The organism is Herbaspirillum sp. SJZ107, assembly GCF_006715485.1.
Taxonomy (GTDB): Bacteria; Pseudomonadota; Gammaproteobacteria; order Burkholderiales; family Burkholderiaceae_D; genus Telluria.
This window is the reverse complement of record NZ_VFNH01000001.1, coordinates 1,614,035-1,627,479: the sequence shown is the minus strand read 5'-3', so window position 1 is coordinate 1,627,479 and position 13,445 is coordinate 1,614,035. Positions and strand designations below refer to the sequence as shown.

Annotated in this window: 13 protein-coding genes; 7 read left to right on the top strand and 6 right to left on the bottom strand. The window is 66.2% G+C overall.

Annotation, left to right across the window (positions count from 1 at the left end):
• Positions 1-35 precede the first annotated feature (35 nt).
• The 4 genes from FBX97_RS07300 (at position 36) to FBX97_RS07285 (ending at position 4,664) form a co-directional block, all read left to right on the top strand.
• Positions 36-1,094, top strand: coding sequence for a folate-binding protein YgfZ (locus tag FBX97_RS07300; RefSeq protein ID WP_141831000.1), 1,059 nt, complete (start codon positions 36-38; stop codon positions 1,092-1,094).
• 3 nt (positions 1,095-1,097) lie between these two features.
• Positions 1,098-1,406, top strand: a complete 309-nt coding sequence (locus FBX97_RS07295; protein ID WP_255517333.1) for a DUF4936 family protein — start codon at positions 1,098-1,100, stop codon at positions 1,404-1,406.
• Positions 1,397-2,155, top strand: a complete 759-nt coding sequence (locus FBX97_RS07290; RefSeq protein WP_141829922.1) for an NRDE family protein — start codon at positions 1,397-1,399, stop codon at positions 2,153-2,155. The genes FBX97_RS07295 and FBX97_RS07290 overlap by 10 nt, the downstream gene beginning before the upstream one ends.
• 127 nt (positions 2,156-2,282) lie before the next feature.
• Positions 2,283-4,664, top strand: coding sequence for an EAL domain-containing protein (locus FBX97_RS07285; protein WP_141829920.1), 2,382 nt, complete (start codon positions 2,283-2,285; stop codon positions 4,662-4,664).
• On the opposite strand, the gene FBX97_RS07280 is transcribed toward FBX97_RS07285, so the two are convergent.
• The gene (locus FBX97_RS07280; RefSeq protein ID WP_185748499.1) at positions 4,661-6,880 is read right to left on the bottom strand and encodes a TonB-dependent siderophore receptor; all 2,220 of its coding nucleotides are present in this window, start codon (positions 6,878-6,880) and stop codon (positions 4,661-4,663) included. The two genes, FBX97_RS07285 and FBX97_RS07280, sit on opposite strands and share 4 nt — an antisense overlap.
• A 153-nt stretch (positions 6,881-7,033) precedes the next feature.
• Here FBX97_RS07280 and FBX97_RS07275 point away from each other — a divergent pair, with 153 nt between their 5' ends.
• Entirely contained in the window at positions 7,034-7,678 is a 645-nt protein-coding gene (locus FBX97_RS07275) for a TMEM175 family protein (RefSeq protein ID WP_141829917.1), read from the top strand.
• Positions 7,679-7,682: 4 nt separating this feature from the next.
• On the opposite strand, the gene FBX97_RS07270 is transcribed toward FBX97_RS07275, so the two are convergent.
• The 3 genes from FBX97_RS07270 to FBX97_RS07260 are packed head-to-tail and all read right to left on the bottom strand — an operon-like array spanning position 7,683 to position 9,102.
• Positions 7,683-8,099: a secondary thiamine-phosphate synthase enzyme YjbQ gene (locus FBX97_RS07270; protein WP_141829915.1), complete on the bottom strand. Its 417-nt coding sequence runs from the start codon at positions 8,097-8,099 to the stop codon at positions 7,683-7,685.
• Positions 8,100-8,106: 7 nt separating this feature from the next.
• Positions 8,107-8,751, bottom strand: a complete 645-nt coding sequence (locus FBX97_RS07265) for an SDR family NAD(P)-dependent oxidoreductase (RefSeq protein ID WP_141829913.1) — start codon at positions 8,749-8,751, stop codon at positions 8,107-8,109.
• A 48-nt stretch (positions 8,752-8,799) separates the two neighbouring features.
• The gene (locus FBX97_RS07260) at positions 8,800-9,102 is read right to left on the bottom strand and encodes a Dabb family protein (RefSeq protein WP_141829912.1); all 303 of its coding nucleotides are present in this window, start codon (positions 9,100-9,102) and stop codon (positions 8,800-8,802) included.
• Between the two features lie 330 nt (positions 9,103-9,432).
• On the opposite strand from FBX97_RS07260, the gene xerC reads away from it, so the two are divergent.
• Positions 9,433-10,494 carry a tyrosine recombinase XerC gene (xerC, locus tag FBX97_RS07255; RefSeq protein WP_141829910.1) on the top strand — a complete coding sequence of 354 codons (1,062 nt, stop codon included), beginning with the start codon at positions 9,433-9,435 and terminating at the stop codon, positions 10,492-10,494.
• A gap of 42 nt (positions 10,495-10,536) precedes the next feature.
• Here xerC and FBX97_RS07250 read toward each other — a convergent pair whose 3' ends face one another.
• Positions 10,537-11,049 (bottom strand): hypothetical protein, encoded by a 513-nt coding sequence (locus FBX97_RS07250; protein ID WP_141829908.1) that lies wholly within the window; start codon positions 11,047-11,049, stop codon positions 10,537-10,539.
• A gap of 289 nt (positions 11,050-11,338) precedes the next feature.
• On the opposite strand from FBX97_RS07250, the gene FBX97_RS07245 reads away from it, so the two are divergent.
• The gene (locus FBX97_RS07245) at positions 11,339-12,487 is read left to right on the top strand and encodes a GGDEF domain-containing protein (RefSeq protein WP_141829906.1); all 1,149 of its coding nucleotides are present in this window, start codon (positions 11,339-11,341) and stop codon (positions 12,485-12,487) included.
• Between the two features lie 5 nt (positions 12,488-12,492).
• Here the strand turns inward: FBX97_RS07245 and FBX97_RS07240 are convergent, their stop codons facing one another.
• Positions 12,493-13,377: a TraB/GumN family protein gene (locus FBX97_RS07240; protein ID WP_141829905.1), complete on the bottom strand. Its 885-nt coding sequence runs from the start codon at positions 13,375-13,377 to the stop codon at positions 12,493-12,495.
• Between the last annotated feature and the right edge of the window lie 68 nt (positions 13,378-13,445).

The following is a 13,445-nucleotide window of genomic DNA, read 5'->3' as shown; positions in this document are numbered from 1 at the left end:
AGCAATAATAACCCGCGTATTGTAGCCCTATGAGCATGAATCCCTGGATCGACCATTTGTCGCCGCTCGGCGCCCGCTTCCATCCCGACGAAGCCACCCAGATCGAAGACTTCGGCCGCGTACTGAGCGCGGCCGACCTGGCCGCCGGTTTCGTGGCCCCGGTCACCGACCTGGGCCTGATCGGCGTGGCCGGCGACGATGCTGCCTCCTTCCTGCACAACCAGCTGACCAACGACGTCGAGCACCTCGGCATGGGCGAAGTCCGCCTGGCCGGCTACTGCACCCCGAAAGGCCGGCTGATGGCCACCTTCCTGATGTGGAAGGATGCGGACGGCATCTATCTGCAGTTGCCGCGCGCGATCCAGGCGCCGCTGCAGAAGCGCCTGTCGATGTTCGTGCTGCGCGCCAAGGCCAAGCTGCGCGACGCCACCGAGGAAGCGCAGCGCGTGGCCGTGCTCGGCCTCGGCGGCGCCAAGGCGGAAAGCGCGCTGCGCGCCCACGTGCCCGAGCTGCCGGCGGCGCCGTATGCCAAGGTGGATGGCGCCGCCGGTACCGTGCTGCGCCTGGCCGACGCCTTTGGCGCCCCGCGCTACCTGTGGCTGACCTCGGCCGAGACCGCCGCTGCCGCCCTGCTTGCGCTGCGCGAACAGCTGGCCCTGGGCGGCAACGCTGCCTGGCAGCTGGCTGCCATCCACGCCGGCGTGCCGCAGGTGAGCCAGCCGACCCAGGAACAATTCGTGCCGCAGATGGTCAACTTCGAGCTGATCGGCGGCGTCAATTTCCGCAAGGGATGCTACCCGGGCCAGGAAATCGTCGCCCGCAGCCAGTACCTCGGCAAACTCAAGCGCCGCATGGCGCTGGCGACGCTGGACAATGCCGCCGCGCGCCCCGGCGACGAGGTGTTTTCGAGCGACGACCCCGACCAGCCCTGCGGCATGATCGTGAATGCCGCGCCGAACGGCGCCGGCGGTGCCGACGTGCTGGTGGAAATCAAGCTGGCCGCGATCGACAGCGAGGTGCGCCACGGTTCGGCCGGCGGCACCGCGCTGTCCTTCCTGCCGCTGCCGTATGCGCTCGATGCGATCGATGCCTGACGCATGCCCAGCGCACCGGCCATGATCGACCTGTACGTCTACTATAAAGTGCGCGAGCAGGACAGCGCCGCGCTCGAACCGCGCGTGCGTGCCCTGCAGGCTGCACTCGCCGCGCGCCACGCCGTGGTGCCGCAACTGAAGCGCCGTCCGGAAATCCGCGACGGCCTGCAAACCTGGATGGAAGTCTACCCGTCTACCGACGACGCCTTTGGCGCCGCGCTCGAGCAAGCTGCACGCGATGCAGGACTCGATGCCCTCATCACGGGTCCGCGCCGCGCCGAAGTTTTTATGGACCTGAACCCATGTGCCTGATTGTTTTCGCGTGGCGTGTGATCCCCGGCGTGCCGGTGATCGCCTGCGCCAACCGCGACGAATTCTATGACCGCCCGGCCACCCCGGCCGGCCCCTGGCCCGACAACCCCGACATCATCGCCGGGCGCGATTTGCAGGGCGGCGGCAGCTGGATGGGCGTGACGCGCCACGGTCCGCACGGCCCCAGGTTCGCCGCGCTGACGAATATCCGCGCCCCCGCCGAGCAGCGCGACGACGCGCCCACGCGCGGCGCCCTGGTTGCCGATTACCTGAAGGGCGATCTCGACGCGCCGGCCTACCTGGCCCGCATCGCCCCCGGCGCCGGCGCCTACAACGGCTTCAACCTGGTGCTGGGCGACCGCGACGGCCTGTACTGGTTCTCGAACCGCGGCGACGCCGATGCGCGCAACGGCAAGGCGCTCGAACCCGGCATCTACGGCATCTCGAACGGCCTGCTCGATGCGCCCTGGCCGAAAGTCCTGCGCACCAAGGCGGCTTTCGCCAGCCTGCTGCTGCAAGGTGCGCCCGAGGAAGCCTATTTCGAGATGCTGGCCGACACCACGCGCGCACCCGACCTGCGCCTGCCCGACACCGGCGTGCCGATCGAGGTCGAGCGCCAGTTGTCGGCCGTCTGCATCGAGATCCCGGGCTATGGCACGCGCACCTCGACGGTCGTCAAGCTGTATGCCGATGCGGAACCCGAATTGCACGAACGCATCCTGCAACCGTGCGCGGAAAAGGCCGCCTGATCGTTGCCGGGGGATGGCTGCGCACGCTACGCGCCCGGCGATCATGAACAGGTTCGCTGCGTTATGATGGCCGCATAACTGCCTGCCCTTCCAGCGCGGAGGGACACAGTCCAGCGGAGCGCCCGCGATGAACCCCTCACCCTTGCCCTTGGCCGTCTTCGTCGTCGGCGAAGACGGCATCATCACTACGTGGAACAAAGCCTGCGAAAAGCTGGCCGGGTTCACGCCGCGCGACCTCGCAGGCCAGGCGATCGAGCGCATCCTCGCCTTCGACCGGCCCGGCGATCCATCCTTGCCGATGGCGGCGCGCGCCGACGCCGAATTCGCCGGCAGCCTGCGCTGCGCCGACGGCAAGGCCCTGCCGGTACGCATCACGATCGCCCCGCAATCCTTCGACAGCGGCGGCCCGCGCGCCTACAGCGTGATCGTGGTGCCGCGCACCGGCATCGTGCCGCCGCGCTATGCGCTGATCCAGGACCTGGCGCTCGAAGAGATTATCGAAAGCCTGCCCTGCGCGTTCTACGTGATCGACCAGAGCGGCCACCTGCTGCTGTGGAACCGCCAGCTCGAAACGGCGCTGGAACGCACCAGCGAGGAAATGACGCGCACCGATGTCCAGTGTTTCTTCGACGAGGCCGAGCGTCCGCTGATCGTGCAGAAGATCCTGGATACCTTCGCCGACGGCCCCACCATGCACGAGGCCGACCTGGTCGGCAAGCACGGCAAGCGCGCCCCCTACCTGTTCCATTGCGCCCGCACCAGCCTGGGCGACCTGCCGTGCATCTTCGGTACCGGGCTCGACATTTCAAAGCGCAAGCAGGCCGAACGCGACCTGCGGGTGCGCGAGCGCGCCATTTTTTCCAGCGTCAACGCGATCCTGATCACCTGCCGCGAGAGTGGCGCAATTCGCATCGAGTACGTCAACCCGGCGTTCGAACAGCTGACCGGCTACACGCTGGCCGAGATCAAGGGCCGCGATCCGCGCTTCATGCGCGTTGAAGGCTGCGATACCGACGAGCATCGCCGCATCGACGACGCCCTGCGGCGCTGCGAGAGCGTGCGCGCGGTGGTCCGCACCCGCCACAAGAACGGCGAGGTGTTCTGGAACGAAGTGCGGATCGACCCTGTCGCCAGCCAGGAGAACCGGGTCACGCACTTCGTGGCCGTGATGAACGACATCACCGAAGCCCGCCACTACGAGCGGCGCCTGCACCACCTGGCCCACCACGACCCGTTGACCGGCCTGGCCAACCGCACCCTGCTGCAGGAACAGCTCAGGCATGCCATCGACGACGCCCTGCGCGATGCCACGCTCGGCGCGCTGGCCTTCCTCGACCTCGACAATTTCAAGTACATCAACGACAGCTTCGGCCACGATGCCGGCGATGCGGTGCTGCATGCGATCGCCGACCGCCTGCGCGACAACGTGCGCGAAGACGATACCGTGGCGCGCATGGGCGGCGACGAGTTCGTGGTCGTGATCCGCGACCAGCCGAGCGTCACCCACATCGGCGACATGATGGAACGGATCCGGCACGCCATCGAGCAGCCGATCCACGCCGCCGGCCAGGAAATCGCGAGTGGCGCCAGCATCGGCGTCAGCCTGTTCCCGCGCGACGGCGACACGGTCGACCGCATCATGCGCGCCGCCGACGCCGCCATGTACCACGCCAAGACCCTCGGCAAGAACAATTGCCAGTTCTATTCGGAAGAACTGAACCGCGTGGTGCACCAGCACCTCCAGCTCGAGGCCGGCCTCGGCCGCGCCATCGGCAACGGCGAGCTGCGGCTGGGCTACCAGCCCAAGGTCGACCTGCGCAGCGGCAAGGTCGTGGGTGCCGAGGCGCTGGTGCGCTGGCACCATCCCGAGCATGGGCTGATGGCGCCGGAACGCTTCATTCCGGTGGCCGAAGAGACCGGACTCATCGTCCCGCTGGGCGAATGGGTGATCGACGAAGCCTGCGGCGCGCTGCGCGCGCTGGACGCGCTCGGCATGGATGGCTTCGTGATCTCGGTGAACCTGTCGGCGCGCCAGCTGCGCCAGCGCCAGTTCGTCGACCGCCTGGGCGCCACCCTGCAGCGCCACGGCGTACGCCCGGCCAGCCTGGAGCTGGAGGTGACCGAAAGCCAGCTGATGGACCACCCGGACGACGCGCTGCAGGCGCTGGCGGGCCTGAAAGCGCTCGGCGTGCGCCTGTCGATCGACGACTTCGGCACCGGCTATTCGAGCCTGAGCCGCCTGCAGAATTTCCCGGTCGACTACATCAAGATCGACCGTTCCTTCCTGAACGACGTCGGCGACGGCGACGCCGTGATCACGCGCGCCATCATCGCCCTCGGCCACAACCTGAAGCTGAAGGTGATCGCCGAGGGCGTCGAGACGCGCGAGCAGCTCGACTTCTTGCGCGACCACGGCTGCGACGAGATGCAGGGCTTTTATTTCAGCCCGGCGGTGTCGCAGAAACGGCTGGAGCGCATGGTCGGGAGCGATACGCGCCTGGCCGATTAGAGTTTCATCTCCAGGTTCAAGCCCACCCGCGGCGAACCCGGGCTGAGTCCGATCTCGCGCGAGATGCCGCTCGCGTCCTGGTAGATGCGGTCGGACGCGTTGTCCATGCCGAGCAGGTTGTTCACCGACAGCCGCAGCTGGTACTGCGGGTTCAGCTTCCACAGCGCAAAGGCGTCGAGGTCGCGCCGGGTCTGCTGGTGCTGGCTCTGCGCTTCCGAGATGCGCACCCAGCCGCCCTGCTGGTAAGCCAGGCTGGCGCCCATGCTCAGGTCGCCCTTGCGCCAGTCGATGCCGAAGTTGGCCGACATCGGCGTCTGGGCGTCGAGCCGGTTGCCGGGGCCCGGCACCGAGGCCACGTCCGACCAGTTGCGGGTCACGGCCGCGCGCAGGTCGAAGGCGGCCGCCGCCTCCGCCAGGAGCTTGCCCGGCAGCTTGAGCTCGGCCTCGAACGAGCGCACCAGCGCGTCGCCGTCGTTGACCGGGCGATACACCCAGCGGCCGTCGGGATCGAGGTCGAGGCGGGTGCGGATGTAATCGGTGATGTCGCGGCGCGAGGCGCTGGCCGAGAACATCGCCCCCTGCGGCAGGAAGTGCTCGTACGTCAGGTCGAGGCCTTTCGCCAGTTCGGGCTGGAGCGCCGGGTTGCCGGCGGAATCGGCATTGAAACGGGTATTCAGCGGCGATTCGTAGCGGCGCGCGGTCAGCTGATCGATGGTCGGCGCCTTGTAGGTGCGGGTCAGGGCCAGGCGCAGCTGGCGGCCGTTGGCCTTGCCGTCGGCGCCGAAAAACTTGTACAGGGCCTGGGCCACGGGGCTCAGGACGTGGCTGTTGGAACGCGTCGGCGCCAGGCCGGACGCCTCGCTGTCGATCTTGACACCTTCCCAGCGTCCGCCCAGGTAGAGCGACATCTGCCTGTCGATGCTCCACTCGTCCTGCAGGTAGCCGGCCAGGCGCGTGATCTTCGGCGCGAAGGTTTCGACCACGTGGGTCGGCGCGGCGGCTCCCAGCATCTCGTTGCGGTCGCGCACTTCGTCGCTGGTCTGGACGCTGGTGTCGAAGCCGGTCGTCAGCGCATGGCCTTCGCCCAGCGAGCGCGCATACTTGCCGCGGAAACTGCTGCGGCGGCCGTTGGTTTCGCTGTCCCAGTCGCGCAGGAAGCGCAGCGCGCGCCCGGCCGTGTACTGGTCGTTGTAGGCGTCGCTGGTGTTGCGGTTGCGCTCGGTCGACAGGGTCAGGTCCAGCTTGCCGCCGGCCAGCTTGGCCACCCAGTTGCCCTCGACCCGCTGCATGCGGCTGCTGGTGGGCGAACTCTGGTAGTACTCGACGTAGTCCGGGTCCGGGAAGCTGCCCACCAGGTTGGTGTTGAAGGTATTCCCGCCCCAGGTCGAGCGCGTCGCCTGCAGCCCCGCCGACAGGTTCAGTTCGTCGCCGTTCTCGAGTTTCCACGACAGGCGCGGGAACAGCCCGATGCCGCGGTAATTGCCTGCGCCTGCATACGGCGTCTCGCGCGCCTGCACCAGAGTGCCGTCCGGCGCATAGAAGTAATCGGCGCTGCGATTGGTGAAGGCGTTCTCGCCGGCGTACAGGCTGCCGTTCAGGAAATAGGACAGGTTGCCCTTGCGGTCGCCCAGCGTGCCGCCCGCGGCCACGTTGCGGCTTTCCTGCGAGCGCAGGACGCTCAGGCGCAGGTCGCGCTGCGGCTTGCTGACGACCTTGCGCAGCACCACGTTGATGGTGCCGGCGATCGACTGCATCGAGAATTCGGCGCTGGCCGCACGCACGATCTCGATGCGCTCGATCTGGTCAGGCGTCAGGGCATCGAGCGAGAAGCCGGGCGGCGGGCGGTCGCCGTTGACCAGGATCTGGGTATAGCCGGCGCCCAGGCCGCGCATGCGCAAGGTCTTGCCGGTGACCGTGACGCCGGGCGCTCGCTTGAGAACGTCGAAGATGTTGTCGTCGCCGAACTTGCGGATCTCGTCGGCGCTCATGACCGTCTTGCTGGCGGTGTCGTCGCGGCGCGCGTCGTAGCTGGCGGCGGCGCCCTTCACGTTGACGGTCTGGATCGCCTCCTTCTTTGCCGGCGCGCTGTCGGTGCTGACCGGCTTGTCGGCAGGTGCGGCATCGGGCGGCACGACCGATTGCGCCAGTGCGGCGACGGGTGCGATCAGCAGGAAGGGAGCGGCGGTGCAGGCGTTGCGGAGTCGGTGACGTGGCATTGCGGGCATGAGCAAAAATGGATCGGGCGGAACGCCCATCACGATACCAGCAATAATGAACCGGCACTACGTAAATTGACGACAACATATTGCATGTTTACGTAGGAGCAGGGAGAATTGACCGTAAGCCAACATCGATGTTCGGGACAGCGCATGGACGAGACCACCGCCGGCGGGACGCCGCAGCTCAGCAAGCACCGCATCGAAGCCCTGGTCGACGGCATCTTCGCCGTGGCCATGACCCTGCTGGTGATCGAACTGCGCCTGCCCGAGCACCTGCACCATGCGACCCAGGCCGAACTGGCCGCGGCACTGACCGAGCTGGCGCCGACCTTTTTTTCGTGGGTGGTCAGCTTCATCGTGCTGGCCATCTTCTGGACCGGCAACCACCGCCTGTACAGCTACGTGCGCCACAGCGACGGCAAGCTGCTCGCCTACACCATGCTGTCGCTGGCCGGGGCCAGCCTGATGCCCTTCGCCTCCGCCGTCAACAACCAGTTCGCCTCGCAGCTGGCCCAGCTGGTCTATTCGAGCGTGATGATCCTGATGGCCGCCGGCGCCCTGCTGGTGGCGACCCACCTGCACCGCAACCCCCAGCTGTGCATCCATCCGATCGACCGTGCGGCCTGGCGCGCGACCACGGTGCGCATCCTCGGCCTGATCCTGGTGGCGGCGCTGGCGGTACCGCTGGCCGGGCTGTTTCCGGGTTCGGCCAATTTCGCCTTCCTGCTGCTGTTCGGATTGAATCCGGTCAGCCGCGCCCTGGCCCGCCGCGCGGCGCCTGCGACTGCCGCCTGAGCCGTCAGGCCCCGAGCACCGTCACCACCACCGAGCGCCGGTGCGCACCCGTGCGGTGCTCCCACAGATAAATTCCTTGCCAGGTCCCCAGCAACAGCCGGCCGCCGCCGACAGGCACGTTCAGGCCGGTACTCGTCAGCATGCTGCGGACGTGCGCCGACATGTCGTCCGGTCCCTCGGCGTCGTGGCGGTAGGCCGGGTCGCCGTCCGGGGCCAGGCGCGCCAGGACCGTTTCCAGGTCACGCCGTACGTCCGGATCGGCATTTTCCGTGATCATCAGCGAGCAGCTGGTGTGCTGCACGAACACGTGGGCCAGGCCGGCCCCGACGCCGGCCTGGGCGACCACGCGCGCCACCTCCCCGGTGATGTCGAGGGTGCCGCGACCGCGTGTGGAGAATTCGAGGATTGCCTGGTGCGTCATGGGTTCCCTAGCGGATGTGGAAGGTGCCGGCACGGATCGCATCGAAGGTGAGGCGCGCAACCTCGGGGTCGCTGCGCTCCGTCACGTCCTCGGGGCACAGGACCGAAGCCGCGATCGGCACGTTCACCTTGCGCAGGTCCTGGTCCAGGGTCTCGGACAGGGCCAGCACCGCCTGCCGCGCCACCTTGACCGCGCCCTGCCCGGCCATCGACGCCGTGTTGACGATGTGGCCCTGGTAGCCGGGATCGCGCCGGGCGCAGTCGAGCATCAGTGGGGTGAAGATGCGCACGCCGTGGATCACGCCCCACAGGTTGGTGTCGAGCACGCGCTCCCAGTCGGCTTCGCCCAGTTCCCAGGTCAGGCCGTCGACGCGGGCGCAGTCGTTGTTGACCAGCAGGTGCACGCCGTGGAAGCGGATCATGGCGGCGTCCGCCAGCTCTTCCACGTGCGAACACTTGCGCACGTCGCATACCATGGCCAGTACTTCGGCTCCGCCGGCCAGCAAGGCGTCGGCGGTGCGTTCGAGCGCGTCGGCGTCGAGGTCGGCCAGCACCAGCTTCATGCCGAGCGCGGCCGCCGTGTTGGCGAACTCGCGTCCGAGACCGCCGGCGGCGCCGGTGATGACCGCCACGCGGCCTGCGAAATCCTTCATCGGGCGCCTCCGCACCTGTCGTCAAGGTCTATCGGTGCCAGTATGCGCTCAAACGATATAGTCCATGCACTGGCGCCCTTCCCGGATTGCGCCGATGAACGGCACCAGCGCCTGGTGGGTCGGGTGCTGCGCGTAGGCGTCGAGCGCGGCCTTGTCCTCGAACTCCGAATACAGCACGACGTCGTAGGTGGCTTCCAGGCCCGGCTGTGCCAGCGTGACTTCAAACTTCAGGATGCCGGGCACGATGGTCGCGCATTCGTCGAGACGGCGCTTCATCTCGATGGCGTTGGCGGCGCGGTCGGCGCCTTCGGCGTGGTCCTTCAGTTTCCACATGACGATGTGCTTCAGCATGACATTCCTTCTTTATATGAGTTACGGCAGCGCAGTGTCCTTCAGGACCCGGCCGGGCTGCAATGCGCAGTGAGCATACCGTGTGGAGGCAGGAATGGCGAGTCCGTTACGGGACCGGGTGCGGACCGTTTGCCGTGATGCGTCACGATATGGTGGCCGGCTTCGGCTCCTGTGTGTTGGTGGCTGGGTTTGGTTTGTTCTTGTGCGCTTATCGGTTAGTTGCATAATATTCCAAGTCATAATGGCACGACACCGGGAAAGCGTGTGCCCCTTGCATATTCCAGTCGGTTAGTTGCAAGATAGAGGCTGATCGCATTACCCGGATTCTCCATGAGCACCACCCAACCGAAACACACTGCAGCCGACTGGGACCGCGCCGCCAACGTCGCCTTCGCCGCCTTCGTCGTCACGCCCGAGTTCGTGCTGACCTCGAGCCGCCAGCGCGACATCGTCCCGATGCCGGTCTCGGCGGAGTCGGCCGCCGTCTACAAATTCATGTTCGGCAAATTCGCCGCCTGGATGGTGGAGCAGCGCCTCAAGATGTCGACCGTGAACGCCGCCGACCTGCAGCGCTTCGTCGACAACCGTACCAATGGAAAGCGCGACCTCAACAGCAAGATCGCCTACCGCTACCTGCGCCTGCTCGAGCGCTGCTACGACTGGCTGGAGCGCTCGCCGAATCCGGCACGCGACGCCATCGCCGCCACCGACCGCGCCCATATCGCCAAGGATGCGCCGATGGCCGCCCTCAACGGCGACGAGCTGGAGCGCTTCCTGGCCGCCCTCCCCGCCGGCCGTGCGCCCGACCAGACCGGCAGCGCCGGCTGGAAACGGCGCCGCGACCGTGCCATGCAGATCGTGATGGCGCTGTCCGGCCTGCGCGTGGCCGAAGCGGTCGGCCTGCTGGTCGACGAGATCGGACGCCAGGCCGACGTCGAGGGCGCGATCGAGATCAACATCACACCCGAGCAAAAGCACCGCACCAGCTACGAGCACACCGCCAAGCTGCCACGCGAAGGCGTGGCCGAACTCGAAGCCTGGCTGCGCGAGCGCGCCGAGCTGGGCATTCCGGGCGACCTGGTCTTCCCCGCCAGCCTCGAGGGCGATACGCTGCACAAGGCGACCGTCTACCGCCAGGTACGCGCCACCTTCGAGCGCGCCGGCGTGGCGGTGCCGCGCGCCGGCGGCCGCACCCTGCGCAACACCTTCGCTGCGCGCCAATGGCAACAAGGGGCGACGCCGGACGAGATGACGGCCGTGCTCGGCCTGGCGCTGGAACGCTCGGCCCAGGCCTATAAATATGCGCGCACCAATCCCGAAGACGGCGTGGAACAGGCAGGCGATCCGGACGACGAGCTGGACGATGTTCTGCCGCCGAAGCCGGCTGGCTGAGGGGCCTGGCTTCTGGCGCTCGACAAAAACCGCGCTCGGTATTCAGCGCTCGCAGGACCATTCCAGGAACTCGCCGACAGTGTCCGGCGAGTCCAGCTCCAGCAACGCTTCTGCCAGGTCGTGTTGCCCCTTTGCGGCGGCGAGGGCGGATAACGCACAAGACGTGAAACCGGCGTTCCACTGCTGTTTCGCCGCCCCGGCGACCAGCGCAGGAACGCGGTTCAGGGCGCCGAAGTAAGCTGCTGCGAGCTCGGCGGGAACGTCGGCGCCGGTCTTGTGCCGGCAGATTTCTATCCATGCCGGAAAGTGGAAATACACATCGGCCACGCGTTCCGGAGCGCCCGCAATCGCCTCGATAACGTGTGGAACCGCTGCAAACGAAGCCGGGTACACGTCGCCCTGGTGCGCGAGGGCGCTCCACAGGCTGAACCACGGCTCGGCACTGCCGTCATCGCTGGGTAAAGCCGACAGTTGCCGAAGAAGCCCGGGAATCTTCGCTGCGCTGCCGTATGCATCGTGCAGCCCGGCCCACCGTGGACTGTTCAATTCCAGCATCGCTTGTCCTTTATCGTCTAATTAATGCACAGCCTGATTCATCAACGACTGCGTCAGGCCGCTAGCGGATTCGGATTCACAGTGTTTCTGCGTCCCCTTCCACCACACTTGCCGAAGCGTTTGCGTCGCTATCCGGATATATCTTCAATAATAAACCGTAGCTAACCAGAAACAATCTTTCCTGTTAAAATTGCATTTTTCGTACACGCTGCGTTGAGACTTTCATGCTCGACTGCAACCCTGCGCAGGCGTTCTGGGCACGGCATTTTCCGAAAAGGTCCGCGTGCTTATGCTCGGCATTGACGCCAACTCGTTCATCATCATTTCTGCCGCATTCGGCCTGCTCTGCGCGTTCCTGTTTTTTTCCATTCGCGTAGGCTTTCCGAAAACCATCACCGGCCTGGCCCAATGGGGATGGGGATGTCTGCTGATGGTCGTGGGCGCCGTCGGTTTCACGACCCGCGACCATTTGCCGGTGCTGTTTTCCAGCTACCTGCCCAACCTCCTGATTCCGGCAGGCGTGATCTTCATGCATTACAGCCTGGGCCTGTTCGGCAAGCTCGCGTCGAGTGGCAGGCTGCTCGTCGCCCTGCTCTGCGTCGCCTCGCTTGCGCTGGCCTGGGTGACCTTCGTCGTCGACGACTACCGGGGGCGCGTGATCGTCGTCAGCAGCCTGCTGACCGTATTGTTCGCAGCATGCGGGAGGCGGATCTACTGTTACCGCGTCAAACGCTTTCCCGAGTGGTTCACCTGTGCGATATACGCCGCCACTGCCTGCGTGATGGCCACGCGCTGCATATCGGTGCTGCTGTACGACGGCACGTTGACGCTGCAAAATGACACGTCTGCCATCCACGACATCTATTTCACGTCGTTCCCCTTCTCACTGGTGGCGATGAGCCTCGGATTTCTGATGATGGCCAATCGCGAGCTGCAGAGCCGTCTTGAAGCGCAGGCGCTGCACGATCCGATGTCGGGCGCCTACAGGCGCGACGCCTTGCTCGAGATGATCCAGCGAGAAATTGCTGCATCGCGAAGGCACCGCAAGCCGTTGTCGATATTGATGATGGACCTGGATAACTTCAAGGCCATCAACGACACGCTCGGCCACCTCGTCGGTGATCAGGTCATCGTGGACTTTGCCGCACAGGCCACGCGGCTGCTGCGGACCCAGGATGTCATCGGACGCTTCGGCGGCGAGGAATTCGTGGTAATGCTCCCGCACACCGGCCTGGATGCCGCGCTGGCGACTGCCGAACGCATTCGCAGCCGCATTGCCGAGGCCGACGGAACGGCCGATCTGCCTTTGTATACCGTCAGCATCGGCGTCGCCTGTCTCGACAGGGCCGACGCGGATACGCTGTCGCTGCTCGATGCTGCCGACAAGGCACTGTATGCAGCGAAACGTTCGGGGAAAAACCGCGTCGTCGCCGCCTAGCGCGGTCAGTACACCTGCTCGACTTTCAAGCCTTTGGCGCGCAGCAATGCAGGCAAGCTGTCCTTGCCGATCAAATGCATGAGTCCCACCGCCGCCATCGTCTGGTTTTCACGCCGCAGCAAGCTGTCGAGCTTATCGGCCATCGGGCCGTTGCGTTCGCTCAGGAAGCGGCGCTGCAGGATCTGTGACGACAGCCGCGTGTCCTGCTCGTATTTGAGGGCCAGGGCGTCGAGCGCAGCGCGATCGGCCTTGGCCCAGCCCTCCGTCACGGATGCCATTTCCTGTTGTGCCTCGCCCGAATCCAGCGATGCCAGGGTTTCATCGAGCAGGGTCCACTGGTCGGCTACCGGCAGCCGGTCGAACAGGTCGAGCTGGCTCTCGACGGTCTCCAGGGCGATGACCTTGGTGTTGCGGCTGTGTGCCAGTCGGGCCAGGTGGGTGTCGACGGCCAGGTCGGGCCGGTACCCGAGTCTGGCGTATTCGACCGTCGTCAGCGTGATGAGCAGCATCCACGGCTTGAGCTGGGTGGACAGCGCCGCCGGCGCGCCCAGCGCCTCCAGGCGGCGTGTCAGGCGCGGCCCGAGCGCGGGCGGCATGGCGGCGACGATGGCGGGCGTGGTCAGCGCGATGCGCTGCGCCGCCGCGGCCATCTCGGCAGTCTGCACGGTCGGATCGATTTCCAGGGCAAGCGTCGTGGAGGCCGCCAACGCCTTCGTGACGCTGTCATCCAGTGGGAAAAATTCAGGCAATCCCATGTGGATAGTGCCGAACAAAATCATCGTATGGCCGTGGCCGCTGACCTTGAACAGCGCACCACGTTCAACCGCCCAGGCCTGGCCGCCGAACAAGCTGAGCGCAGCAAGAAGAACGACAATCATCCGGCGGGCCATAGACACTCCTCCATCAAGGGATCACCGTCAGGATTGTAGCGAGTGGTTTGCCACGTAGCTATTTAATT